This is a genomic window from Anabaena sp. FACHB-595, assembly GCF_048568275.1.
In the GTDB taxonomy this organism is placed as follows: domain Bacteria; phylum Cyanobacteriota; class Cyanobacteriia; order Cyanobacteriales; family Nostocaceae; genus Trichormus.
Window position 1 is genome coordinate 420,028 of the sequence record NZ_CP183473.1, and the last position, 24,882, is coordinate 444,909.

The window sequence follows — 24,882 nt, forward strand, 5'->3', positions numbered from 1 at the left end:
CTCAACTACTGTACCAAACCGTTAGACAAAGTGCTGTAATCACTAACATAGAAGCTGGTAATTTTCCCCTTATGTTAGTGATTTACTTGCCATAAATCCCTAAGCAACAACGAGAATATCTGCATTGGTCAAGGACAGTCCAGTATTGAGGGTAGCAAATTGAACTTTAGCGATCGCACCCGTGCCATCCTGATCAAAGAAGAGAGCGCCGTTGTTTCGGTCGTAGAGGAATCGGTGGCTAGCAGTAGTGGCGGCTGAACCTAGTAAAAACTGACTAGATGCGATCGCCGCACCTACAACCAACCCGCCACCAAAGCCAGCCGCAGAGACAACAATAGTGTCATCAACCACGTTAAAATCGGTAATTCTGTCGATACCTTCACTACGAGAATTGAATGTAAAGCGATCGCGTCCTACACCCCCTGTTAGTGTATCGTTACCAGTACCACCAACGAGGATGTCATTACCGTTACCACCAAGGAGAGTATCAACACCTGCACTACCATTAAGAGTATCATTGCCATCTCCACCATTTAGGGTATTGTTGCCACTGTTACCTGTAATGACGTTGTTAAGACGGTTACCTGTACCATTGATTGCAGATGTACCTGTGAGAGTCAAATTCTCTAAACTATTGCCTAATGTATAGCTGATAGATGACTGAACTAAGTCTGTACCTTGGTTGGCATTTTCCAAAACGTAGTCGCCTATACTATCAACAATGTAGGTGTCGTTACCTCCGCCACCAAGCATCGTATCATTGCCTGTACCACCATTGAGAATGTCATTACCATTGCCAGCAATCAGGAAATCATTACCAGCATCGCCATTGAGGGTATTATTGCCACTGTTGCCAGTGATCGTATTGTTGAGACTGTTACCTGTACCGTTGATTGCACCCGTACCAGTCAGAGTCAAATTTTCTACATTCGCGCCCAGAGTATAAGTAACAGATGACTGAACTGTGTCTATACCTTCGTTAGCGTTTTCCGTAACGATATCCCCAGTGCTATTGACTATATATGTGTCGTTACCTCTACCACCCCTGAGCGTATCGTTACCTACTCCGCCATCGAGAGTATCATTACCCCTACCACCATGCAAAACGTTAGCAGCACTATTACCGATAATTGTGTCATTACCATCACCACCAAAAGCATTTTCGATTGTAGTTCCCGTACTGATAGTTAAGACGGTTCCATTGAGGATACTTGTAGACCCTGGATTTAGGTTGAGGTAAGAGTCAGCAGTAATCGCCGCCGCATTAATCGTGTCAGTACCTGAACTATCGGTTAGTGTCGTTGAGCCATAAAAACCATACTCATTGGTGTAGAAATAAGTGTCATTGATAGTATCAGCATCGCCGTATAAATTTAATTTCCAACTATTAAAAATGCCGATATCTGAGGGGCCTAAATCTTGTATTGTCAGTGTCCAATTGCCAGCGCTGGTTTCTCCCCAGTGTTGCGTACTGGAGAGTTTAAACACAATATTGTCTCCCTCATCTTCCTTATTACCAGGTTGATGAACCAAAACACTCTGAACCCCACTCGGAGAAGTCAGGTAAACAACTATATCACCCCGATAAGGATGAGTCAGATTAAGTTCTACTTCTACCCAGTCAATTTCTAAGCCAGCCGCCACCGTAAAAGTGTGACTAATTCCTGCCTCATCGTTATCAGGAACAGTCAAACCTAGATTACCTGAACTGTAAGAAAGAGACTGCTCGTTGTTGAATCGGCTCTGTTTTTGCCAAGTCTCAGCCAAACGCACAGCAGCAAGCGCATCTACCAAACCGAACCCATAATCATGGCTGACGTGTAAACCCCCACCATTAAAATTGTTAGCACCGTTAATTTGCCAAATGTAATTTCCCCCTACGTTATAGAAATCATTCTGGCGGGCGGAATAGGCGAGAATTTCTTGTATGTCTCGATAACCTAAATTCCGATTGGCTTCCAGCATTAAGGCGACTACCCCAGAAACTTCAGGTGCTGCTGCTGAAGTGCCGTTAAACTCGTAGTTATAGTCTCCTAAACTAGAACCTTCTGATCCTCTACGGTCTGTAGTCACAATACTACCAGGAACCCCACTGCCAAAAGCTGAAACTAGAATAGAAGCCCCTGGAGTGCTATAAAAGGAAGCTGTACCATCATATTCAAGCGCTGCTACCGAAATGACGTGGCGAGAGTTGGAAAAGTTGGAATAATTGGTATTTAAACCCTCTTCTCTGGAATTTCCAGCTGACCAGACAATTGCAGTCCCTAATCCATTGCGTCCAAACTGGACAGCATCCCGAATAGCTTGAACTACTGGAGCATATCCAGGATTAAGAAAATCAGCCCCAAAAATTGATGTGCTACCCCAACTATTATTAGCGACATCCACATTGCGTAGGCGCTGCAATGCCCGAATCATACTATCAGAATTGTTGTAACTAAATCGGAAGGAAGCTAAGGTTGAACCATAAGCTACACCCACCCCACCAATACCATTTCCCGCAGCTGCACCAATCACACCCGCAACAGAAGTAGCATGACCGCTTTCTCCAGCTAGAGGGTAAGGATTACCACCGTTGGTAACGCCATCATAATCAATAGCAGTATTGTAATTGGGAGCTAAATCAGGATGAGTGTATTCAACACCACCCCCTTCAAATACACCAACCGTCACACCCCTCCCGGTATAGTCATCCCAAACATCGACTACATTGAGGTCAAGACCACGAGTACCAGTAAACCAATCGTAGTTGTATAAATGCCATTGATACTGAAATAAAGGATCAGAAGGAAAAGTAGGCATAATCTTATGTTTTTATTTTGACCATTTAACCCTGCATAATTTTACAGAGTACGAAATGAACAAGAATTAGTCGTTTATGCTTTATGCAGTCTTAAATGCAGGATTGAGTATCGATGTATGCAACATCATGTATGCAGAGTTGCAGAAAACTGCATTCTTTATGAGCGTAAATGGATTCATCAGGTTGCTACACCTGGACATACAATATTTGTAACGCTCCTTTACAACTGCTTCAGCCAAATCATAGCGATCGCCTAAACTTAGACTGGAGCGGTAATATTTCCTCGGCGATCGCTCAGGAATTTTCACTTAACAAACCTTATATAAGATTTGCCTGAGAGCAAAATTGTGATTAAACAAGATTATTTAAACTGGTATTTCACCTTAAGCTTATTAGTCAGCCTGACTTTAACAACAAATGCGAAAACCTTGGCACAAGTCACCGCCGACCAAACATTAGGAACACAAGTTACAGATATTGGCTTAAGTTATTTTGTTCAAGGTGGTACAACAGTTGGTAACACTAATTTATTCCACAGTTTTGGTAGTTTCAATGTTCCTAATGATGGTGCAGCAATTTTTATCAACGACCCCAGTTTAACTAATATCTTTGCACGAGTAACTGGTGGCACAGTTTCCGATATTCAAGGCAGAATAGGAACTCAAGGTACTGCTAATTTATATTTAATCAATCCTAATGGCATTATTTTTGGTACAAATGCTAGTTTAAATATCGGTGGTTCTTTTGTTGCTACCACTGCTAATACTATTCAATTTCCTGGTGGTGCTGAATTTTCTCTAACTTCACCAGTTACATCAACAAACACACTACTAAGTGTCAACCCTACAGCATTTTTATTTAATCAAATTGCGAATCAGGGTACAAACTCCATTGAAAATCGCGGTTATTTAGCAGTTCCTAATAATAAGAGTTTAATCTTACTTGGTGGTAATATTGCACCCACATCTAACGCCACTGGAAAAATTTTAATCGATGGTGGAGTGGTTCAGGCATTAAATGGTAGGGTAGAAATTGGTGGATTAGTTGAACCTGGTTTTATAGGAATTAATGTTGATGGCAACCAATTAAGCCTAACTTTTCCTGATAGTGTAGCAAAAACAGATATTTCATCGATTAATAATGGTACCGTTTTTACTTCTGGTGCTGGTGGTGGTGATATTGTAGTTAATGCTGATAACTTGAGCTTACTAAATTATGGTGCTTTTTTTACAGGCATACTTAATAACCAAGGAAACGCGGAAACTCAAGCAGGTGATATCTCAATTAATGCTACAGGCATTGTCACTGTTGCTCAAAATAGTATTATCTCCAATTCCTCTTTGGGAATTGGAGATAGTGGAAAAATCAACATTGTTGCTCAATCACTGCAAATCATTGATAATAGCTCAGTTCAATCATTTTCATTACAAGGTAATTCAGGAACAGTTAATGTTAAAGTGGATGATACGGTTTCCCTATTAAGCGGCCAAATTAGCAGTAGTGTTCGGCCAAGAGGTGCCTCTGCCTCTTCTTTACAGTCAAATTTATTAGGTACACCGACTAGGGGGAAAAGTGGTGGTATTAATATCCAGGCGCGCAGTCTTTTAGCAGTAGATAGTAGTGCGATAAGTGCAAGCAACTTTTTGGCAGATGATTCTGGAGATATTAAAATTCAAGCTACTGATGCGGTTATTTTGAATAACAGATCAACTATATCTTCAAGTGCTTTTGGCCAAGGGAAATCAGGTAATTTATCCATTAATACTAATTGGTTAAATATAATCAATAATTCTCAAATAACAGCTAATACCTTAGGAACTGGAAATGCTGGTGATATTAATATCATTGCTCTTGATATTAATATAGATAAATCTTTGATTACCGGAAGTACATCCTCTTTTTTAAACACTATCGTTAATTTAGGGAATGCTGGAAATATTAATATTCAAACGGCACGAATTAATCTAACTAATAGTGGCTTCATTATATCTACTTCTGGCAGACCAGAACAGAAAGAAACAAGTGGTTTTGGTGGTAATATTAATATTACAGCCACTGAATTAATAGAAATAGATCCAAAAGGTGCGACAGATATAATCACAGGTTTTAGTACCAGAACTTTTAGTGGTAGCCGTGCTGGTGACATAACGCTAAATACCAAAAATTTGATTGTGAGAAATGGCGGTGTTATCATGGCAGATGCTGCTAATAATTTAGGAGGAAACGCGGGAAACATTAATATCAATGCCTCCGATACTGTTAAGCTCATTAGCTCTCTAGGAAATTCTTATAGTAGAATTTTTACGGGTGTTGTATCTTCTGATAATAATGTGATGAATGCGGGTAATGGTGGGGAGTTAAATATTACCACTGGAAAATTACAGCTAACAAATGGCGTTATATCAGCAGCAACATTAGGTCAAGGTCATGCAGGTAATATTACTATATCTAGTAATGATGAGATAGTTCTTGATAGTGGGTTAATATTTAGTCAAGTTGATGCTGGTGCAGTTGGGAATGGGGGAGATATTAATATTCAGACACCAAGACTAACTTTAACTAATGGTAGTCAAGTTGATGCTAGTATTCGGCGTGGAGGAATAGGCAAAGGTGGAACTATTCGCATTGATGCAGCCGATTCTGTAATTATTTCCGGACGGGATGCAGACGGTTTTGCTAGCTTATTAGCAGCTGGCAATGAAGGAGGAAGTATTGGTCAACCAGGAGACATTATTGCTAATACAGATTATTTTCTCATAGAAAAAGATGCTTTCCTGAATACAGGAACCTTTAACTCCAGTAACGGAGGTAGTGTTACCATTAATACTCGTATCTTTGAGGCTTTGACTGGTGGACGAATTTTTTCCAGCACTAGTAGTAGTGGCAAAGCAGGCGACATTATTATTAATGCTACAGATAGTATAACCGTCTCTGGGGTAAGTCCAGAAACTAGAAATAATGCTGCGATCGTTGCAGGAACACTTATAGACTCCACTGGTAATGGAGGAAAAATATCCTTATCCACTACTAATTTTAATTTAAGTAACGAGGCTGGAGTTTTCACACGCAGTCAGGGACGAGGCATTGCAGGGGACATCAACATCACTGCTAGAGGCAATTTGAATGTTAATAATGCTTTTATCAGCGCACGAGCTGAACAGGCTGGTGGTGGAAATATCGATATCATCACTAAAAATGTTAACCTACGCAATCACAGTGATATCCGCACAGATTTATCTATAGGTGAAGGTAGAGGTGGTAATATTTCCCTCACAGCAGATATCATCATTGCCTTAGAAGATAGCGATATTCTCGCCTTTGCACCGGAGGGACAAGGTGGGGATATTAAATTTAATACCCGCGCTGTATTTAGCGATTCGCTCTACAACTCCAGACAAACAGCATCTGATAGAAATAGTCTTCAGTCACTAGTGAGTAATAGTAGTTCCGATATTAACGCTACAGGGACAATCTCTGGCAAGATTATTGGTGTACCTGATATTAGCTCTATCCAAAACGGACTCACAGAATTACAAGCTAATCCCATTGATACTACAGTACTTATTGCTAATAGTTGCATTGCTCGTAGTCGTAGACAAGAAGGGACTTTTATTATTACGGGGACTGGTGGTTTACCAACTCGTCCTGGTGAGGCCGTGAATTCCAGCTACCCCACAGGTGATGTGCAGAGTGTCACTCATCAGAGTACGGCTAGTTTGTGGAAAAAAGGTGACCTGATTATTGAACCGCAAGGAGTGTATAAGCTGGCGAATGGAGATGTGGTGATGAGTCGTGAGTGTCATTGAACAAATGTTTAAAAGCAAAGCTTATGATTAAACAAAAAAATTTTAATTGGGTTTTTTACTTAGGTTTATTATTCAGCGTAGGTGTAACAACAAATAACCAAACCTTGGCACAAGTCACAGCCGACCAAACATTAGGAACACAAGTTGTAGATATTAATTTAAACTCCTTTATTTTAGGTGGTGCAACAGTTGATAACACTAATTTATTTCACAGTTTTGGTAGTTTCAATGTTCCTAGTGGTGGTGCAGCAATTTTTATCAACGACCCCAGTTTAACTAATATCTTTGCACGAGTAACTGGTGGCACAGCTTCCGATATTCAAGGCAGAATAGGAACTCAAGGTACTGCTAATTTATATTTAATCAATCCTAATGGCATTATTTTTGGCACAAGTGCTAGGTTAAATATCGGTGGTTCTTTCGTCGCTACCACAGCTAACGCCATTCAATTTCCTAGTAGTACTGAATTTTCTTTAACTTCACCAGTTACATCAACAAACACACTACTAAGTGTCAACCCTACAGCATTTTTATTTAATCAAATCGCCAATCAAGGCACAAACTCCATTGAAAATCGCGGTTCTTTAATAGTTCCTAATAACAAGAGTTTAATCTTACTTGGTGGTAATATTGCACCCACATCTAACGCCACTGGGGAAATTTTAATGGATGGCGGAAGACTTGGAGCATTAGGTGGTAGGGTGGAAATTGGTGGATTAGCTGCACCTGGCTCTGTGGGAATAAATACTAATGGCAACAGTTTAAGCCTAAGCTTTCCTGATAGCGTAGCAAGAGCAAATACTTCATTAATAAATAATGCTTTGATTCTTGCTTCTGGTGTTGGCGGTGGTGATATTGTAGTTCATGCTAATAGTTTGAGTTTACTAAATAGTAGTGATTTTTTTGCAGGTATACTTGATAATCAAGGAAGCTCTCAAACTCAAGCAGGTGATATTGCCATTAATGCTACTGGCATTGTCACCGTTGCTGAAAATAGTATCATAGGAAATTCGTCTTTAGGAATTGGAGATAGTGGGAATATCAACATTGTTAGTCAATCGCTGCACATAATAAATGGTAGTGTTCAGGCATTTTCTCTACAAGGCAATTCAGGAACAGTTAATATCAAAGTTGGTGATACAGTTTCCCTGTCAGAAAGTCAGATTAGCAGTATTGTTCGACCCAAAGATTCCTCTTTACAGTCAAATTTTTTAGGAACGCCAACTCGTGGAAAAAGCGGTGGTATTAATATCCAAACGCGAAATCTTTCAGTGGTTGATAATAGTATAATAAGTGCCAGCAACATTTTGGCGGATGATTCTGGAGATATTAAAATTCAAGCTAATAATTCCGTTATTTTGAATAATAGAGCAACTATCTTCTCAAGTGTTTTTGGACAAGGAAATGCGGGCAATTTATCTATTATTACTAATCGTTTGGATATAAGAAATAATTCTCAAATAGCAACTACTACATTTAGCAATGGAAATGGAGGTGATATTAATATTAATGCTCATGACATTAGTATAGATAAGTCTTTTATTAGCGGAGGTGCATCGTCTTTCCGAACAGATATCACAAATATAGGTAATGCTGGGACTATCAATATCCAAACAGAAAGAATTAGTCTCACAAATCGTGGTTTGATTACATCTATTTCTGACGAACCAGCACCGGAAAAAACAATCGGTTATGGCGGAAATATTAATATTACAGCTAATGAATTAATAGAAATAGATACAAAAGGTACAACAGGTGTAATTACGGGTTTAGTTGCCAGAACTTTTAGTGGCAGTCGTGCTGGTGACATAAACCTGAATACCAAAAATCTGATTGTTAGAGATGGCGGTTATATCAGCGTAGAAGCTGCTAATAATTTAGGGGGAAATGCTGGTAATATTACTATCAACGCATCAAATTCTGTTGAGTTAACTAGCTCCATTGGCAACCGTCCTAGTATAATTTTTACTGGTGTTTCAGACTTTAATGATAATGCGATCGCTGTGGGTAACGGTGGTGACTTAAAAATTAGTACTCAAAATTTACAGCTAACAAACGCCGCTATATCAGCCGGGACTTTCGGTCAAGGTAATGCAGGCAATATTAATATCTTCAGCAATGATGGGGTGGTAATTGATAATAGTGTGATCAATAGCCGAATTGGTGCTGGCGCAGTTGGAAATGGTGGTGATATTGACATCCAGACACAGAGGCTAACTTTAACTAATGGTGGTGGGATTGATACTGTAGTCTCCCCACCAGAAGGAAATTTACCTGGCGGACAGGGTAAAGGCGGAACTATTCGTATCAATGCTACAGATGCAGTCACTATTTCAGGAACTAATGCTAATGGGTTTGAGAGTGCAATCTTGACTGAAACCCAAGGAGGAGCCTTTGGTCAATCTGGCGATATCATCATTAATACGGATTATTTCCGTGTCGTAGACAACGGTAGTGTATCGACATTAACAGGAAATAGTAGTGATGCAGGTAATATTCTGATCAATACCCGTGTAATGGAGGTGTTGAATGGTGCAGCAGTAGTTACAGGAACTGAGTCTATTGGTAAAGCTGGTGACATTACCATTAATGCTACAGATAAAATTAACATCTTGAGCAACACCGACTTACATGGTAATACTGGTTTACTGGCTAGCACTACTTCTAGTGGAGATGCGGGGAATATATACCTATTTACAACTGAACTTAACTTATTAGCCCCTAATTCTAACTTGCCAGCTCCCGTCCTTGTGGCCACATTAAGTCAAGGAAGCGGAATAGCCGGGAATATTAATATTGTTGCCACAGGTAATTACAATGCCAATAATGGCTTAATCAGCGCACGATCTGAACAAGCCGGTGGTGGAAATATCAGTGTCAATGCTAGAAATATCAACCTACGGAATAACAGCGACATTCGTACAGATTTATTTAGTGGTAGCGGTAAGGGTGGAGGAATTTCCCTCACCGCAGATATTATCATTGCCTTAGAAGATAGTGATATTCTCGCCTTTGCACCGGAGGGACAAGGCGGCGATATTAACTTTAATACCCGTGCTGTGTTTAGTGATGCTCTCTACACTGCTAGGGAAACAATACCTGATAGCAATAGTCTTCAGTCAATAGTTAATAATAGTCGCCCTGACATTAACGCCACAGGGACAATCTCTGGCAATATCATTGGTGTACCTGATATTAGCTCTATCCAAAACGGACTCACCGATTTACAAGCTAATCCTATTGATACTACAGTACTGATTGCTAATAGTTGTATTGCTCGTAGTCCTAGACAAGAAGGAACTTTTATTATTACGGGGACTGGTGGTTTACCAACTCGTCCTGGTGAGCTTAAGGCTTCTAATTATCCCACAGGAGATGTGCAGAGCGTTAGTAATAATAATGTAGCTAGTGCGTGGAAAAAAGGCAACGCTATAGTTGAACCACAAGGAGTATATCGACTGGCAAATGGGGATATGGTGATGAGTCGTGAGTGTAGTTAATTTTCTTTTTTACTATTACTAAAATATATAGTCAATACATTTTTCTGCAATTTTTGATGATAGTTCCTGCATATCAACCAGCATAGAAAGTGAATACACTCTATCATTAATCTCCTTTAATCTGTTCAATAAAGTAATTATTGGTAAGGTTACATGATGAAGAAAGGCAATATTTTACTCATAACCTTATTAACAGCATCAATATTCATCAATGGTGGCATGGCAAAAGCCAACACACAATCGGATAGACAAGAGATTATCCGCAGATATCAATGGATGAGTGATGGTTGCAATGCCAGAATACTCGCTAAATGTTACGCCTACGTGTGTGTCAATTGGTTTTCAAGCTTGCAGAGCAGATGGCAGTTTAACTAATTTCACAGAAGAAGTTCAAAGCGCGTACAAGTTATTTCAACAAGCTAGTCATATCACATCAAATTACACTTATTCAGGCTTAAATTAATTTTTTCAGTAATACTTGTTTATTTAAACAAATTATTCTGATTGAGCTGTATACTGGTTCCTCGATTAAGTAGTTATACTCAAATCGCACATAGCAGTCGAATCATAGTTGAGGAAATAAATCAATGAATAATGATCAAACCTATACACTAAAGGGATTTTAAGAACTTCCCTTTTTGCCTGCTATATTGCGTATTTCTACCCTAGATCATTAACAAACTTAAAGCGCAACATTAAACAAATTTCACCATATCTTTTTGTTTAAAGCTTTAAGCATTTACAGTGTGTAATTTTTCAAGTGGTTTCGACTAGATTCAGTAAGGAAAAGTATGGCTCTTGATAAAGTAGGTAACACCCTCAGTAACAGTCAAAAAATAACTTTCAATACTAAAACTCAGACTATTTCTGACTGGGTAGGCTCCTCAGATATCAATGATTTCTATAGCTTTAGTTTAAGTTCTCATAGTAGTGTGAGTATTGCTATAGATGGCTTAAGCGCTAATGCAGATTTACAACTGCTTAAGGACAAGAATAGCAATAACTCAATTGATAAAGGTGATGTGATTGCTAGTTCTAGTAAAGGTGGAACTCTCAGTGAATCAATTAGCAAAACTTTAAACGCTGGGAATTACTTTATTAGAGTCTATTCAAAACGTGGTAACACTGAATATGAGTTGAAATTTTTTCAAACTTCTTCAACTTCTCCAGAAGAAGTCTACAAAGAGAGTAGCGTTAGTAGCAATGCAGGAAATAGCACATTGGCCGCTACCAGTGCAGATTGGTTTAGTCAAAATTTAAACGACCAAAAAATTGTTTCTCTAGCACGCAACTTAGCATCTGATGGGAAATTAAGCCGTCAGGATATGTTGGATATTTTCAGAAATGTCCAAGATAATTCTGTGGTTGACAGCAACGAGGTAAAAGACCTGAAAACAATAGTTGCTGCTGGGAACAACTTTAATATCGAAGACCATGTTAAATGGCTCTCAGCACAGGTTGCTAATGGGGCCTCATCAGGCATGAGTGCTAGTAATTTTGAGTCTAAATTAGTCGGTCGCTGGTTTTTAGGAACTGTAGCACCGACACCTGAGTTTAATGGTAAAAAGCTTACTTACACTGAGGTCAAGGGTAATCTTTTTGGTAGTACTAATAAGGCGGAAATCGGCGATATTCATCAAGGAATAATCAATGACTGTACATTCTTAGCTGCTTTGGGTGCAACCTTTAGCCGTCAGTCTGATGATTCAGGTAATGCTTCCAGTTCTGTGATCAAGAACATGATTAAAGACAACGGAGACAATACTTATACTGTACGCTTTTACTCAGGTAAATATTATGCACCTGGTGAAGCACAATATGTAACAGTAGACCGTCGTATTGCCACCAACATAGCTGCTCAAAGAAATGATGGTGTTCTTTGGGTAGCGTTAGTAGAAAAAGCTTATGCTCAATGGCGCGAATGGACAGATGGTCGCCCTGGCTATAACATCATTGGTAATGGCGGCGCTCTTGCTCCTCCTCTTAGCTTCATTACAGGACGCAAGACCAATAACTATAGTAAGAGTAGAATCAGCTTTTCGCTGCTGGAAGATGCTTTGAAAGCTGGCAAGGCTATAACTACATCCCGTTCAGGCAAAGATACTTCGTTTATTTTAGGTTCCCATGCCTATTCAGTGAGCAACGCTTACATTAGTGCTAGTGGGGAGCAACGTGTTGTAGTTCGCAACCCTTGGGGAGTAGACGGCAAAGCTAAAAGTGGCGCTAATGATGGGTTTATCAACTTATCCTATCAAGAGTTTATCAACTCTTTCAATCTAGGGGTTAGCGTCTCCTAGTAGAAATAGATCAACAAAGAGTATCTCGTACACAAGTTCTCAAGCATCTACTCCGAACTGATGCACTACGTTGTCTGTTCAAACTTGGTGTAAGCGTATGGGGGGTGTAAAGGTTTTGAACATCAACACCCCTCCTTCTCCCAACCCTTAATTTTTAGTTTTCAGATGTAAGTCATGCACTCAAGAAGACTCGTTATTAAAGAAACTAAATTTTTAGTAAAAAAATATACTTTACTAATGCAAAACGCTTTGATGAGCAAAATAGGTTTTGCGTATTTATCATCGAGTTAAAAATACTACCTTTATTCTGCACAGACAAAACAGCTTATAAAAACGTCAAAGTATAAACAATTATAAAACAGTTAATTTTTAACTATATTGACTACCTTATCTAAAATAATGTAGCTCCGAGAATTTTGTACAACATAAATATTATTAGATGAAGTTATTTTATTTGCATATATCAATAGTTACAATTCTTGATTATAAAAATATCTATCAAAGGTTATACCGAGTAGAATGGTTCTTCTAAAAATATACTTTTTGCAAGTAGATTCTATTTAATCTACTTAAAAGTTATTCAGCGTGATAAAGGGAGTCTATGTACCTACCCATATGCCTGACAAGCCTGTGTTCTTTATATTGCAAGTACTACAGCAAAAATAAAAATTTCAAAAGTAATATTTAAGTCCGTATAAGACTAATGTTTTTTATATTAAATTCTTTCTCCTTAAATTGACAATAAATACTAAATTATCAAAGCATCCATCTAAAGTAATAGAAATTAAAATAGCAAATTAATTTAAAAAATATAAATCTTTAATTAACCATTTAAACTTAGCGGTTTCTTTATAAAAGACTAAATAACAACATGAAATTAATGTGTAATGATACTGATTAAGTAAAGTACATAATTAATCTATAGGCATTAACTTAACTTTGTTTATACTACTTGGTTAAGGGAAATTCGCGTACATATATGATTTTTATGTTACCGATGCCTATAGTTAATTACAGGGTTTGTACTTAGCTAATTTGGAATCATCTTGAAATTAGAGAACCGTAAACTACTGACATGGTGAATAAAATGAGAAATTTTCAGAACTGGGGTCGCAGCGTAGCATTAGCAAGTAGTACATTGGCTTTAGGCTCTGCCTTGGCTATTTCCTCAAGCATCTCCTCTGCTCAGGCTGCATCTCTTGGTGCAATCAATATTACTGGTGGGGCTATTATCGGTAACGTTATTGATATCTCACCAGACAATGACACTATTTCATTCACTGCGCCTTTTACGACCGTATCGTCCAGTGGCCCATTTTCTGGTTTGGTTGCTAGCTCTATATCTACTATCAATCTAGTGCTTACAGGTGCTGGAGTAGAGGTTTTGGGAACAACTGTAACACCCTACTCAGCCACAACTACCGCTCCATTCATTAGTTTTGTGGATGGTTCCAACTTTGTGGTTGATGATCCCTCCATTGCTGGTCGAAACTTTACTCCTGGCGATGATGAGAATATCGTAGGATACACGTTGCCTCAATTACGAGGAACATTCTTCAGTAACACTGGCGACTTCTTAAGCGAAGGAATCCTCACAGCAAATCAAATCAGTGGAACTGGTATCAATGGCAGTTTCTCCTTGACTCTGTCTGCTGTTGAGGTTGGAATAGGCCAACCAGTACCAGAACCTGCAACCGCAGGCGCACTTGCTGCTTTAGGAATAGGTGCGCTTTTTACAAACAACGTGGTTAAGAAAAAGAAAGTAAAAATAAACGCTTAATAAGGGCTTTTATTAAGCGTTTATTCTGATTAACCTTGTAAAACCTCTATGACTTTTAAGGGTTATAGGGGTTTTATAACTAAAAGTTGAGAAAATTGCAGGCATAGCAAATCTGTTTTGCTGGAAATATATCTGCGTTTTATTTCGTACTGTTTTCTAATTAGTCTGGAGTTTTTTAAAGTTTGTTTACTGCTCCCTGTCAAACACTTCCTTTTCACCAGTGTCTTTCGCTTCCGATTCCCAAACCAGACTCACGACGGGTGAATTCGCACCAGTGTTCTTTCGGTTTTTTTGTCTAGGAATTGCCTTGAATTCTAGATTACAACTTCTCTTATCCCTGGCTTCACTTTGTTTCTTCCGCCCTTCCCGTAGGTGCGCCTCCAACGGAGGCGCACGTTAACTTAACCAGGTTTATACCAATTCACAATTGAGAGACATTAGAAGTAACGGAACTTTCGTAATTTTTGAATTGATTCATTCATATTCTTGCAGTGACCCTAACTTGACAATTCCCGGCCAAATCGCAGCCGTAGCAACCACGACTAAAATCGTGCCAATACCGCCACCAACTACGGAAAGCACAGGGCCGAATAAAGCTGCCGTTAGACCAGATTCAAAACCTCCCAACTCATTGGAAGCGCTAATAAATACGCTATTAATCGCTGCAACTCGACCGCGTAATTGGTCGGGGGTTCTGATTTGCACCAATGTATGGCGAATCACTACGCTGATAGTATCTAGTGCGCCACTCAGGGTAAGCATGATTAGGGATAGCCAAAACCACCGGGAAAGACCAAAGATAATTGTCACCACACCAAAGCCAATCACAGACCACAATAAAGCTGTCCCAGCTTTACGTAGTGGTGGGAGATAGGCTAAGGTCACAGCCATAATTAAAGCGCCGATGGAAGGCGCTGCTTGTAAGTATCCCAGTTCTACTGGCCCCACCTGCAAAATATCTTTGGCAAAGACTGGTAACAGTGCAACTGCGCCTCCTAATAAGACAGCAAACATATCTAAGGTAATAGCTGCCAGAATTAATTGATTTTCCCAAATGAACTTAGCACCGGCGGCTAGTACTTGTAAGGATATAGGTTCAGTGACACGCTCAACTGTTTTCTCTTTGATTGCTGCCATGAAGAGAAAACACAAAAAACCAGCGATCGCTGCTAAGATATACACTCCTGTGGCGCTTCCTAGTACTGCAATCCCCAAACCACCCAAAGCCGGGCCAGCCACAGATGCTAACTGAAAGCTACTACTATTCCAAGTGGCTGCATTGGTAAACACATTCACTGGTATTAACTGCCACATAATTGCATCACTGGCAGGCTTGAGAAATGCTCTACCCACACCAATAAGCGCCAAGCAGCCATAAATTAAAAATACTGCGCCTCTAGTATAAGACAGTACTGCTAAACCCAGGGAGCAGAGCGCTAATAACATTACTGACAATAATATAGTCAGTTTGCGTGAACGGCGATCGGCAATATCTCCAGCAACTAAGGTGAGGGCAATCATCGGTAAGACTTGGGCTAACCCCACGCCACCTAACACCATAGCTGAGTTAGTGCGTTCGTAGAGTTCCCAACCAATAGCTACAGTCTGCATCTGTGATCCCACAGATAGCAGCACACGTCCTAATGTAAATAGGCGATAGTCTCGAAACCTCAAAGCGGCAAAGGGGTCGTGCTGGTTAGCTTCAGCGCTTGGGGGGGGGTGAATTCCGTTTGATCAAAGACATTTTTGAGTAAAGCCAATCCTTTTTCAACTTGGGATATTTCCTCGGCTGTCAGACCTTCCAAAAGATCAGCAATTTGGGCGCGTGTTTCATCTAAAGATTGTTGCAAAATAGATTTCCCCTCATCAGTCAGAGTGAGGACAATACGTCTGCGCTCTTGTGGATGGTGAATCCGTTGCACTAATTCCCGTTGTACTAGCCGTTCGATTGTGGCTGATGCTGTAGCAGAGGTGACACCTAAATGCTCTGCTAGATCAGATAAGGACGCTCCGGGGTTACGATTGAGGAATGCTAGCGATCGCAATTGTGGTATCGATAAAAAAGTGGCTTTGTGCGCTCGCATTTTCGCTCGGATAAACCGCATCACTGAGGGTACTGTTTCCATTACTTTGGCGGCACATTCTACAGAATTTGCACCTTCTTGAGAGGGTTTATCGAGCTTCATGAGTATCGTAATTCTCCTAATTACATCATCACCAGTGGATAAAGTTTGCCACAGATGAGGTTTAAACCTATTAATGCTAATAAGAGAATTGTACAATCCAGACCAAAGCCATATACGCTTGAACCTTGCAACAATCATTCTCACCCGCTCCTCAATCCTACACGCCCAATTCGGACATTACCTGTAACCATTTATCTGGTGTTGGCAAACTTTCCTGGAGAAATTCGGGGGTAAGATTGCTAGCGTTGGCTTTGTATAAAAGAGTTGCGTAGGTAAAACAACGAGCTTGTTTCTTGAAATCGTCAGCACCGTAAACAGAAATCAGTTCTGCTAGTTTATCTTCTACCTTGAGGATTGCTGTGGGAGCAAGGGCAAGTAAATCATTCATCCACTGTTCCTTCTCCACAATGAAGGCGGACAATTCTGGATGCGGGGAATCTCTATATTCATCACAAACTGCCTGGATTTTTGCCCATTTATAACTACCCCAGGGTTTAGCCATCATCACAGGTAACTGCCATTTGACCATCTCTTCACGCCAATAGTCTTGAGGTGCTTGTACCTGCACAACCTCAAAACTAGGTAAAATTAACCCAGTTAATTTACCACCGTGACAGGCTCCAGTATCAATCCCATAAATCTTTCCCGCAATGATCAGTGGAATATCACCTACAACATGATGACCAAAGATAATAGGCTTGACACCAGTATATAACTGGCTCCAGTATGTATTTCCATAGCGTTTTTCTAGATGCTTTTCTCCCGCAGTGCAACCACACAAAACCTCTGGTCTCTGTTCCCCTATAGGTATACCATCTTCCACGGCCGCATGAACTAAAATTGCTGCGTCAGTTTCGTGATAATAAGGCCTGTGACTAACCCATTCTAAAAATTCTGGGTAGCGATCGCCAAACTGTAATTTCACAATTTCCTGGGAATAGGAAAGCGTTTGGCGTAGATGTTTGCGTTCATGATTACCCATCAAAACGATAGTGTTGGGGCGATTTTTGAGAAAATCATACACCCTGACAGAATCAACCCCGCGATCGACGATATCACCTAATGAGATTAAACAGTCTTCTTTTGTAATTTGCGCTTTAGTTAGTAGTTGAAGCAGTTCTTCATAACAACCATGAATATCACCAACTATGATTGTTCGCATAGTCTCAGTTAGATCAAATAACTTAAGTTTAATAGGGGATTTGAATTAAATTAGGACTTACGCATGAAAACGAAAAATCAAGGGTTTGGAAAAGGGTGTAGGGGTATAGGGGAGTAAGTGAAGACGCGACTCATCGCGTCTCTACGGATGGTTTATTCATTTTTTGGTGTTCCCTAATTTAAGCCTTGCAATACGGCCACTAATTTTTCTATATGTGATGCTTTATGAGTTGCCATTAAGGATATTCTGATGCGACTTGTGGGGACTGTGGGGGGACGAATTGCTGGGGCGAAGATTCCTGCTTGTTTTAGTTGCTTACCCACTTGTAGCGCTTCGCTGGGACTTGACAACTGAAAACATAGTATGGGCGATGCTGATGGTAGTAATTTGAGGTTTGGTATTTTCTGTAATAATTCTCTCAAGTAATTAACGTTGTGCCATAACTGCATTCGGTGTTGTGGTTCTTGTTGAGCTATATTGATTGCTGCTAGGGCTGCTGCTGTATCTGCGGGTGATAACCCTGTGGTATATATCCAACTAGGGGCGCGGTTTCGCAAATAGTCAATCAGGTTGTGGCTTCCTGTTACATAACCGCCTAGACTACCTAAGGCTTTACTCAATGTACCAATTTGGATTAATTGCCTACCTGTACACCCAAAATGTTCTACACACCCAGCACCAGTTTCACCCATCACTCCAGTAGCATGAGCTTCATCAACTAGGAGCATACAACTAAATTCTTCAGCCAAATCTAATAGATCTGGTAAAGGGCATAAATCCCCATCCATGCTGAAGACGCTATCCGTCAAAATTAAACAACGTCGGTAGTTTTGCCGTTGCTCAAGTAATTGGGTTTTCAGTTCCCCTACCTGACAGTGGGAATATTCCCTAACTGTCGCCCCACTGAGAATAGCTCCATTTTTCAGACTGGAATGATTGTATTGGTCAGATAAGATTAAATCACGCTTGCCGACAAGAGCTGCGATCGCTCCTATATTAGCCAGATAGCCTGAGCTAAACACTAACGCGTCTTCTGTTTGTTTCCAAGAGGCGATCGCCTTTTCTAATTGCCCATGCAGTTCTCGATGTCCACTCAATAATCTCGAACCAGTACTCCCAGTGCCAAATTCTTGAGTAGCAGCTACAGCCGCAGCTATTAAGCGTTCATCCCCAGCCAACCCCAAATAATCATTACTAGCAAAATTAATTACCTCCTGACCCCCTAAAACTACGCTTGCGCCAGCACGACCCTGTATTGCTTGCACTGAACGATACCAATCTGCCCGATGGATGGTTAGGAGTGAGTTTTGTAACCAAGCATAGGGATCGGGCATAGCAATTCAAAATTCAAAATTCAAAATTCAAAATTCAAAATTAAAGAACTCTTAGGGAGTGGGGGAGTAGCTGATGACTAATGACTAACTTGCTCACTACTGCTGAGGTGGGCGATCGCTTGTTTGATCCAGTCTTCTACATAGGCATCCTTGGGTAATCCGATGTCTTCACTGACTACGTGTAAAGCGTGGCTAACTTCATGGGCGGTGTAACCCAGGGCGAATAGAGTCATTTGCACTTCTTCGAGAATGCCGGGGGCTGGGCCTTCGGTAGCGACGAAGAAGCCTGCTGATTTGCGCCACTCGATTAATTTGGCTTTGAGTTCCAAACAAACACGCTCGGCGATTTTTTTGCCCACACCTGGGGCTTGAATTAAGATTTGGACGTTAGCAGCAATGATGGCTTGGACTAAATCGGGTAGTTCCAAGGTGTCTAAGAGAGCGATCGCGCTGGCTGCACCTACACCACTCACAGACAATAGGTGGCGGAATAAATCCCGTTCGGCTGGGGAAGAGAAACCATAAAGCAAGGGAATTTCTTCCCGGACTTGGTAATGGGTAAATATTTGTACCAAATCTCCGGTTGTGGGTAATTGCTTGGCTAACCGTTGGGGAATTTGCAAATCATAGCCCATACCATTCACTTCGAGAGTGAGAATGACACGATTGCTGCCTACGTTTTGAATACCGGCGACTATACCTTTGAGATAGCTAATCATTCGAGGAAACCAAAGAATTGTAAACCTTCAATAATTCCACCTGCACAAAAGTTTTTTGCCAGGTAGCGATGGTCTGCGGGATACTCACTGTGCCACTGAAGCAACTCCGGTCGGGCATTCCCGACGATGATTCCCCTTTCGTTGCCCACAGCGAACAAAGCAATATCATTACCTGAATCACCACAGACAACTGTTCTTTCTGCTGCAAATTTCCACTTTTGACGAAGAAACTGCATTGCCTGACCTTTATCGCTGTTTAATGGTACAATGTCAAGGTCTATACCGCTACTATAAATTAACTTTATATTTAGTTTACATTTCGCTAACTCTGTCTCAAGTTGTGGTATGACCTTAAATGAGGCTTCTTGATGCAGAAAAAAACTGACTTTAAAAGGACGTTGTTCCGAGTCTGGTTGCAGCATTAATTCAGGAAATTTTTTAGTTACGGACAATACTAGTTCTCGATTCCAGCCATCGTTAAGAATTTCTGACCAGTCAGAATCAGGATTACCACTACCATCAAGATAGATTTCCGTACCCACAGACAAAACTAACCCATCAGGTTCTATCAGGTTTTTTTCTACTTGCAGTTCTTTGTAAAGAATAGGCGATCGCCCAGTGGCATAAACTATCTTTGTGCCATATTCTTGACGATGGTGAGTGAGTATCTGGCTGAGTTCTGCCAGGGCTGCATCATTACCTACCAGAGTATGATCCAAATCGGTGACAAAAAGAAATGGCTTCATTATTTTGTTCCCAAATTCATAGGTCAAGCATTCCGAGCTAATTTACCAGATTTTGGTTCTTATGTATTCTCACCAGTGTAGGAGTGTGAGGGTGTAGGGGTGTAAGGGTGTAAGGGTGTGAGGGTGTAAGGGTGTGAGGGTGTAGGGTGTAAGGGTGTAGGGTGTAGGGTGTGAGGGAAAAGAAATTTATTTTTACTCCTTCCTCTATACCCCCATTTTTCCTCGCTAAAATAACACAGAAAGATGATTTAGGTTCTATATAAGTGCTGAAAAAATTTCGTTTTCATTTATTATTTGCACTTAGTTTAGTTTTTGTGATGGGAGTATATTACATCTCAGATTTTTTCGAGCGATCGCCTGTGGCAAGTTGTAATATCCCCTATGGTTTTATTCAGACAAAAGAGGCTAAATCCTATACATTTGCTGAAGAGATAGTTGTTCAACCTTGGCGCGGTCAGCATCATGTATACGCTTTATTTCAGATTCCCGACGGCTACCAACATGAGTATTTATTTCGGCTAAAAATCCCAGGAGAACCTACTCAATGTGGGGGATTAATGCCTCTTGATAAAAATGTTCTTGCTAGCATTCCCCGCAAGCAAGGTTACTATCCAGTTCGAGGATATTTAAATACTCGCATTGCTCTAAATCTGATGATCCAAGGTAAGCTCAATCAGTTAAAGCAACCACAAAACTGGCAGCTTGGTTATGTTAAAAATAACTAGTATAATGTGGCATAAATCACTCATCTTTTACAAAGAAATTAACACCCTGAGAAAAATTTAATTATGAAATACGGTTGTTAAATTAACATTCCGGCAATACAAGCGGTAATAAAACCTGCCAACAATCCACCAATCATGCTTCTAACACCCATCCGGGCTAAATCATGTTGACGTTGAGGAGCCATTCCAGTAATACCGCCTATCGTAATCCCAATTGAACCGATATTGGCAAAGTTACACAAAGCATAGGTAGCAATAATCACTGCCCTCTCAGAGATTTTTCCACTTTTGATTAAGTTTCCCAAATCTACATAAGCCAGAAACTCATTCAAAATTGTTTTCTTACCCAGTAGCGCCCCCACTTGCGCGCAATCGCTCCAAGGTACACCCATAAAAAACGCTACAGGAGCCATAATAAAAGACAAAATCCACTCTAAAGATAATTGTGGTAAACCAATATAAGACCCCAACCATCCAATTAGGGCATTAACAACAGCCAACAACCCCAAAAAGGCAATAATCATTACCCCCACATTCACTGCTAGCTTTACACCGTCAATTGCGCCGCTAGCAGCCGCATCAATTACATTGACATAACCAGTCTCGCCTTCCATCTTTGCCTGACTAGCAGTTTCCGATACTTCCGTTTCTGGATAAAGTAATTTTGATACTACTAACGAGGTAGGAGCCGTCATAAAAAAAGCAGCAATTAAATGTTCTGGAGGTATTCCAAAAGACAAATAAGCACCCAGCACACCACCAGCAATTGTGGCAAAGCCTCCAGTCATCACCGCATGGAGTTCTGATTGGGTCATTTTTGCCACATAGGGTTTTACCATCAGTGCTGATTCTGTCGGCCCTAGAAAAATGTTACCAGCACAAGATAGAGATTCGGAACCAGAAGTTTTCATTGTCTTCATCATCACCCATGCCAACCCATTGACCACCCTTGGTAAAATGCCGTAATAATACAAGACGTTAATGAAGGCAGAAAAAAAGATAATTGTCGGTAGTACTTGAAAGGCAAAAAAATGATCCTTAAAATTATCGCCAAAGACGAATTTTGCCCCCACATCTGAGAATGATAAAAAATGGCTGACTGTATCACCCAAAGACCTAAACACATTTAATCCCCAAGGTGTTTTGAGAATCACTAGCGCCAATACAAATTCCAAACCTAAACCCCAGGCTATAGTTCGCCAACGTACTGCGTCACGGCGAATAGACATAGCGTAGGATATACCAATGAAAACTAAAATTCCTAAAGCAGATATGGCACGTTCCATGTAATTTTGCTTTTATACAAACATGGTCAAAAAGTATACATAAGAATTTGCTTTTTTGTTCAGTTTTGGGGGAAATTGAAACGCGGAGGATTGGTTATGGGTGATGAAGTGGGAATGAGATGGTGAAGCTGTTGTTATTGAATTTATTGGCAAGTATTATATTTTACACAAATATCCCTCTGCCTTATATTAATGGCTTGGATTTTCAACGAGTGGCGCGGCTAGTCCCTACGGTGGGGTTAATTATTGGGGGGATTTTAGGGTTATTCGATGGAGGCATGAATTATCTGGGTATGCCCGTATTAACTCGTAGTGCCTTGGTGGTGGTACTGTGGATTTTTATCACTGGGGGGTTACATTTAGATGGGGCGATGGATACGGCTGATGGTTTGGCTGTGGGTGACCCAGAACGGCGGTTGGAAGTGATGGCGGATAGTGCTACAGGTGCATTTGGAGCTATGAGTGCGATCGCTATATTATTACTAAAAACCTCTGCCCTCACAGAGATTGGGGAATACCGTTGGCTAGTATTAATGGCTGCTTGTGGTTGGGGACGTTGGGGACAACAAGTGGCGATCGCCTGTTATCCTTATTTAAAAGCCACTGGTAAAGGCGCATTCCATAAACAAGCTATTCGCTCATACAAAGATTTATTACCCGGATTATGCTTGATGTTTGCAATCAGTGGCTTATTTTGGCTAGTAAATAACCATCATCTATTGATATCAGTAGTGGTGTTAATTGCCGGGAGTGCGATCGCTACTTTAACAGCTGCATGGTTTAATCACAAATTAGGCGGACACACCGGCGACACCTACGGCGCAGTCGTCGAGTGGACAGAGGCTTTATTTCTCTGCGTACTCACCATACTCACATAACTTACCATGTAGGCAATAATTCTATCTGTGTTTATCTGCGTGCATCTGCGTTTAATTTCATCCCAGTTTACTCATCAGCACAAACATAATGCGTTCATTCCTGTTTTTCAGTTTTCTGCTCTGTGGGTAAATCTAGATAACTGGATAGCCCCACATCCAGGCTATCAGTTTCTCGGTTGGCTTGAATAACATCGCGCTGGATGTTTCGCAGCAGTTTGAATAACAGCCTGTCGGATATCTCACCAACTAGTAAACTAGCTAAAAATACCCCCACTGTACAAATAATCACCGCAAACAAACCCAAGGGCGCAATAATTAAAATCACCCAAGTCACCGCCGCATTGACTATAGCTACAATCCAGCTACGATATCGGACTAATTTTTTTGTGACAGATGCAGACATAATCTTTGTCCTTGCTTGTTGATGAAAGTGGATTTATTCTGACATCCCTGTGGAAGTGGGATTTTCCATTAGGGGTGGAGAATGTAGACAAACTAAGAGAATTAACTTCCCCACTGTTACACGTATCTGTAAAGACTCGTAGTGTCTTTTCTTATAAGAGTATAATCGCGTCTTTACTGTTTATCCACATGACGACACTTTATCTAACCGAACCAGGAACTATACTCCGTTATCGCAACGAGTCGTTAATTATCATGAAGCAGGAAAAATCTCACAATTGTCGCCTAGCAGAAATCACGCTTATAGTTGTTTTACCAGGTGTTCAGTTGACCGATGTGGTGATTTCCCAATTACTTGACCGGGGTATTGAAACGATATTTCTTCGTCAAGATGGACAATTTCGCGGTCGTCTCCAGGGACACTTTGCAACTAACATGACTATTCGTCTAGCTCAGTACCGCACTGTAGAAACTACATTTGGGATGGCGCTAGCACAAAAATTGGTGATTGGTAAAGTGCGTAACCAACGAGTTCTGCTACAACGGCGTAACCGCGCTACGAATGGACAGATTAGTGAATTAACCGAAGCAATTGATTTAATTAGCGTCTATGCTTCCCAGTTGAACAACACTACTACGCCGTTAAATCGTAACGAACTTATGGGAGTTGAGGGAATTTGCGCTCGGACTTATTATCAAGCGCTTAAACATTGGTTTCCGACGCAGTGGAATTTTAACGGACGCAATCGCCGTCCACCATTAGACCCAATTAATGCGTTATTGAGTTGGGGATATGGCGTATTGTTAGCACGGGTGTTTTCTGCTTGTGTCCAAGCTGGACTTGACCCATATTTAGGATTTTTCCACGCTATTGAACCCTATCGCCCGAATTTAGTGCTGGATTTGATGGAAGAGTTTCGACCCGTGGTGGTAGACCAAGCCGTGATTTCTCTAATTCAGTCAGACTTATTAACCCAAGAAGATTTTCAGCCTTCCCCTGATGGTGTGGGTATTTGGTTGGGAACTATGGGAAAAAAGCTATTACTAGGAGAATTAGAACGTCGCTTCCGCACCTCTGTACTTTATCCCCCACAAAATCGCCAATTGAGTTTGAATCAAATTTTACTGGAACAAGCCCGCAGTTTGGGACGCTGTTTATTACAGTCAAAGTTAGACTATGAAGCATTTGTTATCAAATGAAGATGACTGATGACTGATGACTGTTGACTGATGACTGTTGACTGTTGACCGTTGACTG

General features: G+C 40.6%; 18 protein-coding genes. 9 read left to right on the forward strand and 9 right to left on the reverse strand.

Annotated features, from left to right (window positions below; genetic code table 11):
- Window positions 1–99 precede the first annotated feature (99 nt).
- Window positions 100–2,802 (reverse strand): S8 family serine peptidase, encoded by a 2,703-nt coding sequence (locus ACN222_RS01800; RefSeq protein ID WP_010994540.1) that lies wholly within the window; start codon window positions 2,800–2,802, stop codon window positions 100–102.
- A 170-nt stretch (window positions 2,803–2,972) separates the two neighbouring features.
- On the opposite strand from ACN222_RS01800, the gene ACN222_RS01805 reads away from it, so the two are divergent.
- From ACN222_RS01805 to ACN222_RS01830, 6 genes are all read left to right on the forward strand, one after another.
- Window positions 2,973–3,140, forward strand: a complete 168-nt coding sequence (locus ACN222_RS01805) for a hypothetical protein (RefSeq protein ID WP_010994541.1) — start codon at window positions 2,973–2,975, stop codon at window positions 3,138–3,140.
- Between the two features lie 10 nt (window positions 3,141–3,150).
- Window positions 3,151–6,609, forward strand: coding sequence for a filamentous hemagglutinin N-terminal domain-containing protein (locus ACN222_RS01810; RefSeq protein WP_010994542.1), 3,459 nt, complete (start codon window positions 3,151–3,153; stop codon window positions 6,607–6,609).
- 23 nt (window positions 6,610–6,632) lie between these two features.
- Window positions 6,633–10,109, forward strand: coding sequence for a filamentous hemagglutinin N-terminal domain-containing protein (locus tag ACN222_RS01815; RefSeq protein WP_010994543.1), 3,477 nt, complete (start codon window positions 6,633–6,635; stop codon window positions 10,107–10,109).
- A gap of 153 nt (window positions 10,110–10,262) precedes the next feature.
- Window positions 10,263–10,484, forward strand: coding sequence for a hypothetical protein (locus ACN222_RS01820; protein ID WP_010994544.1), 222 nt, complete (start codon window positions 10,263–10,265; stop codon window positions 10,482–10,484).
- A 416-nt stretch (window positions 10,485–10,900) separates the two neighbouring features.
- Window positions 10,901–12,406: a C2 family cysteine protease gene (locus ACN222_RS01825; RefSeq protein ID WP_010994545.1), complete on the forward strand. Its 1,506-nt coding sequence runs from the start codon at window positions 10,901–10,903 to the stop codon at window positions 12,404–12,406.
- A 1,087-nt stretch (window positions 12,407–13,493) separates the two neighbouring features.
- On the forward strand, window positions 13,494–14,186 hold the full coding sequence (locus ACN222_RS01830; RefSeq protein WP_044520591.1) for a hypothetical protein: 693 nt from the start codon (window positions 13,494–13,496) through the stop codon (window positions 14,184–14,186).
- A 474-nt stretch (window positions 14,187–14,660) separates the two neighbouring features.
- Here ACN222_RS01830 and ACN222_RS01835 read toward each other — a convergent pair whose 3' ends face one another.
- From ACN222_RS01835 to ACN222_RS01860, 6 genes are all read right to left on the reverse strand, one after another.
- Window positions 14,661–15,860 carry an MFS transporter gene (locus ACN222_RS01835; protein ID WP_199319685.1) on the reverse strand — a complete coding sequence of 400 codons (1,200 nt, stop codon included), beginning with the start codon at window positions 15,858–15,860 and terminating at the stop codon, window positions 14,661–14,663.
- Entirely contained in the window at window positions 15,857–16,372 is a 516-nt protein-coding gene (locus ACN222_RS01840) for a MarR family winged helix-turn-helix transcriptional regulator (RefSeq protein WP_190984424.1), read from the reverse strand. The genes ACN222_RS01835 and ACN222_RS01840 overlap by 4 nt, the downstream gene beginning before the upstream one ends.
- Window positions 16,373–16,529: 157 nt before the next feature.
- Complete coding sequence (locus ACN222_RS01845) at window positions 16,530–17,534, reverse strand: metallophosphoesterase (RefSeq protein ID WP_010994549.1); 1,005 nt, start codon at window positions 17,532–17,534, stop codon at window positions 16,530–16,532.
- Between the two features lie 173 nt (window positions 17,535–17,707).
- Entirely contained in the window at window positions 17,708–18,868 is a 1,161-nt protein-coding gene (bioF, locus tag ACN222_RS01850; RefSeq protein ID WP_010994550.1) for an 8-amino-7-oxononanoate synthase, read from the reverse strand.
- A gap of 77 nt (window positions 18,869–18,945) precedes the next feature.
- Window positions 18,946–19,587 carry a Holliday junction branch migration protein RuvA gene (gene ruvA, locus ACN222_RS01855; protein ID WP_010994551.1) on the reverse strand — a complete coding sequence of 214 codons (642 nt, stop codon included), beginning with the start codon at window positions 19,585–19,587 and terminating at the stop codon, window positions 18,946–18,948.
- Window positions 19,584–20,333 carry a sucrose-phosphate phosphatase gene (locus ACN222_RS01860; RefSeq protein WP_044520597.1) on the reverse strand — a complete coding sequence of 250 codons (750 nt, stop codon included), beginning with the start codon at window positions 20,331–20,333 and terminating at the stop codon, window positions 19,584–19,586. Before ACN222_RS01860 ends, ruvA begins: the two co-directional genes overlap by 4 nt.
- A 263-nt stretch (window positions 20,334–20,596) precedes the next feature.
- On the opposite strand from ACN222_RS01860, the gene ACN222_RS01865 reads away from it, so the two are divergent.
- Window positions 20,597–21,058 (forward strand): hypothetical protein, encoded by a 462-nt coding sequence (locus tag ACN222_RS01865; protein ID WP_010994553.1) that lies wholly within the window; start codon window positions 20,597–20,599, stop codon window positions 21,056–21,058.
- Between the two features lie 77 nt (window positions 21,059–21,135).
- Here the strand turns inward: ACN222_RS01865 and ACN222_RS01870 are convergent, their stop codons facing one another.
- Window positions 21,136–22,344, reverse strand: coding sequence for a NupC/NupG family nucleoside CNT transporter (locus ACN222_RS01870; protein ID WP_010994554.1), 1,209 nt, complete (start codon window positions 22,342–22,344; stop codon window positions 21,136–21,138).
- 119 nt (window positions 22,345–22,463) lie between these two features.
- Here ACN222_RS01870 and cobS point away from each other — a divergent pair, with 119 nt between their 5' ends.
- Window positions 22,464–23,222, forward strand: coding sequence for an adenosylcobinamide-GDP ribazoletransferase (cobS, locus tag ACN222_RS01875; protein ID WP_010994555.1), 759 nt, complete (start codon window positions 22,464–22,466; stop codon window positions 23,220–23,222).
- Between the two features lie 94 nt (window positions 23,223–23,316).
- Here the strand turns inward: cobS and csx18 are convergent, their stop codons facing one another.
- Window positions 23,317–23,625, reverse strand: coding sequence for a CRISPR-associated protein Csx18 (csx18, locus tag ACN222_RS01880; RefSeq protein WP_010994556.1), 309 nt, complete (start codon window positions 23,623–23,625; stop codon window positions 23,317–23,319).
- A 5-nt stretch (window positions 23,626–23,630) separates the two neighbouring features.
- Between csx18 and cas1 the strand changes: the two genes are divergently transcribed.
- Window positions 23,631–24,824, forward strand: coding sequence for a CRISPR-associated endonuclease Cas1 (gene cas1 / locus ACN222_RS01885; protein ID WP_231865506.1), 1,194 nt, complete (start codon window positions 23,631–23,633; stop codon window positions 24,822–24,824).
- Window positions 24,825–24,882: the final 58 nt, after the last annotated feature.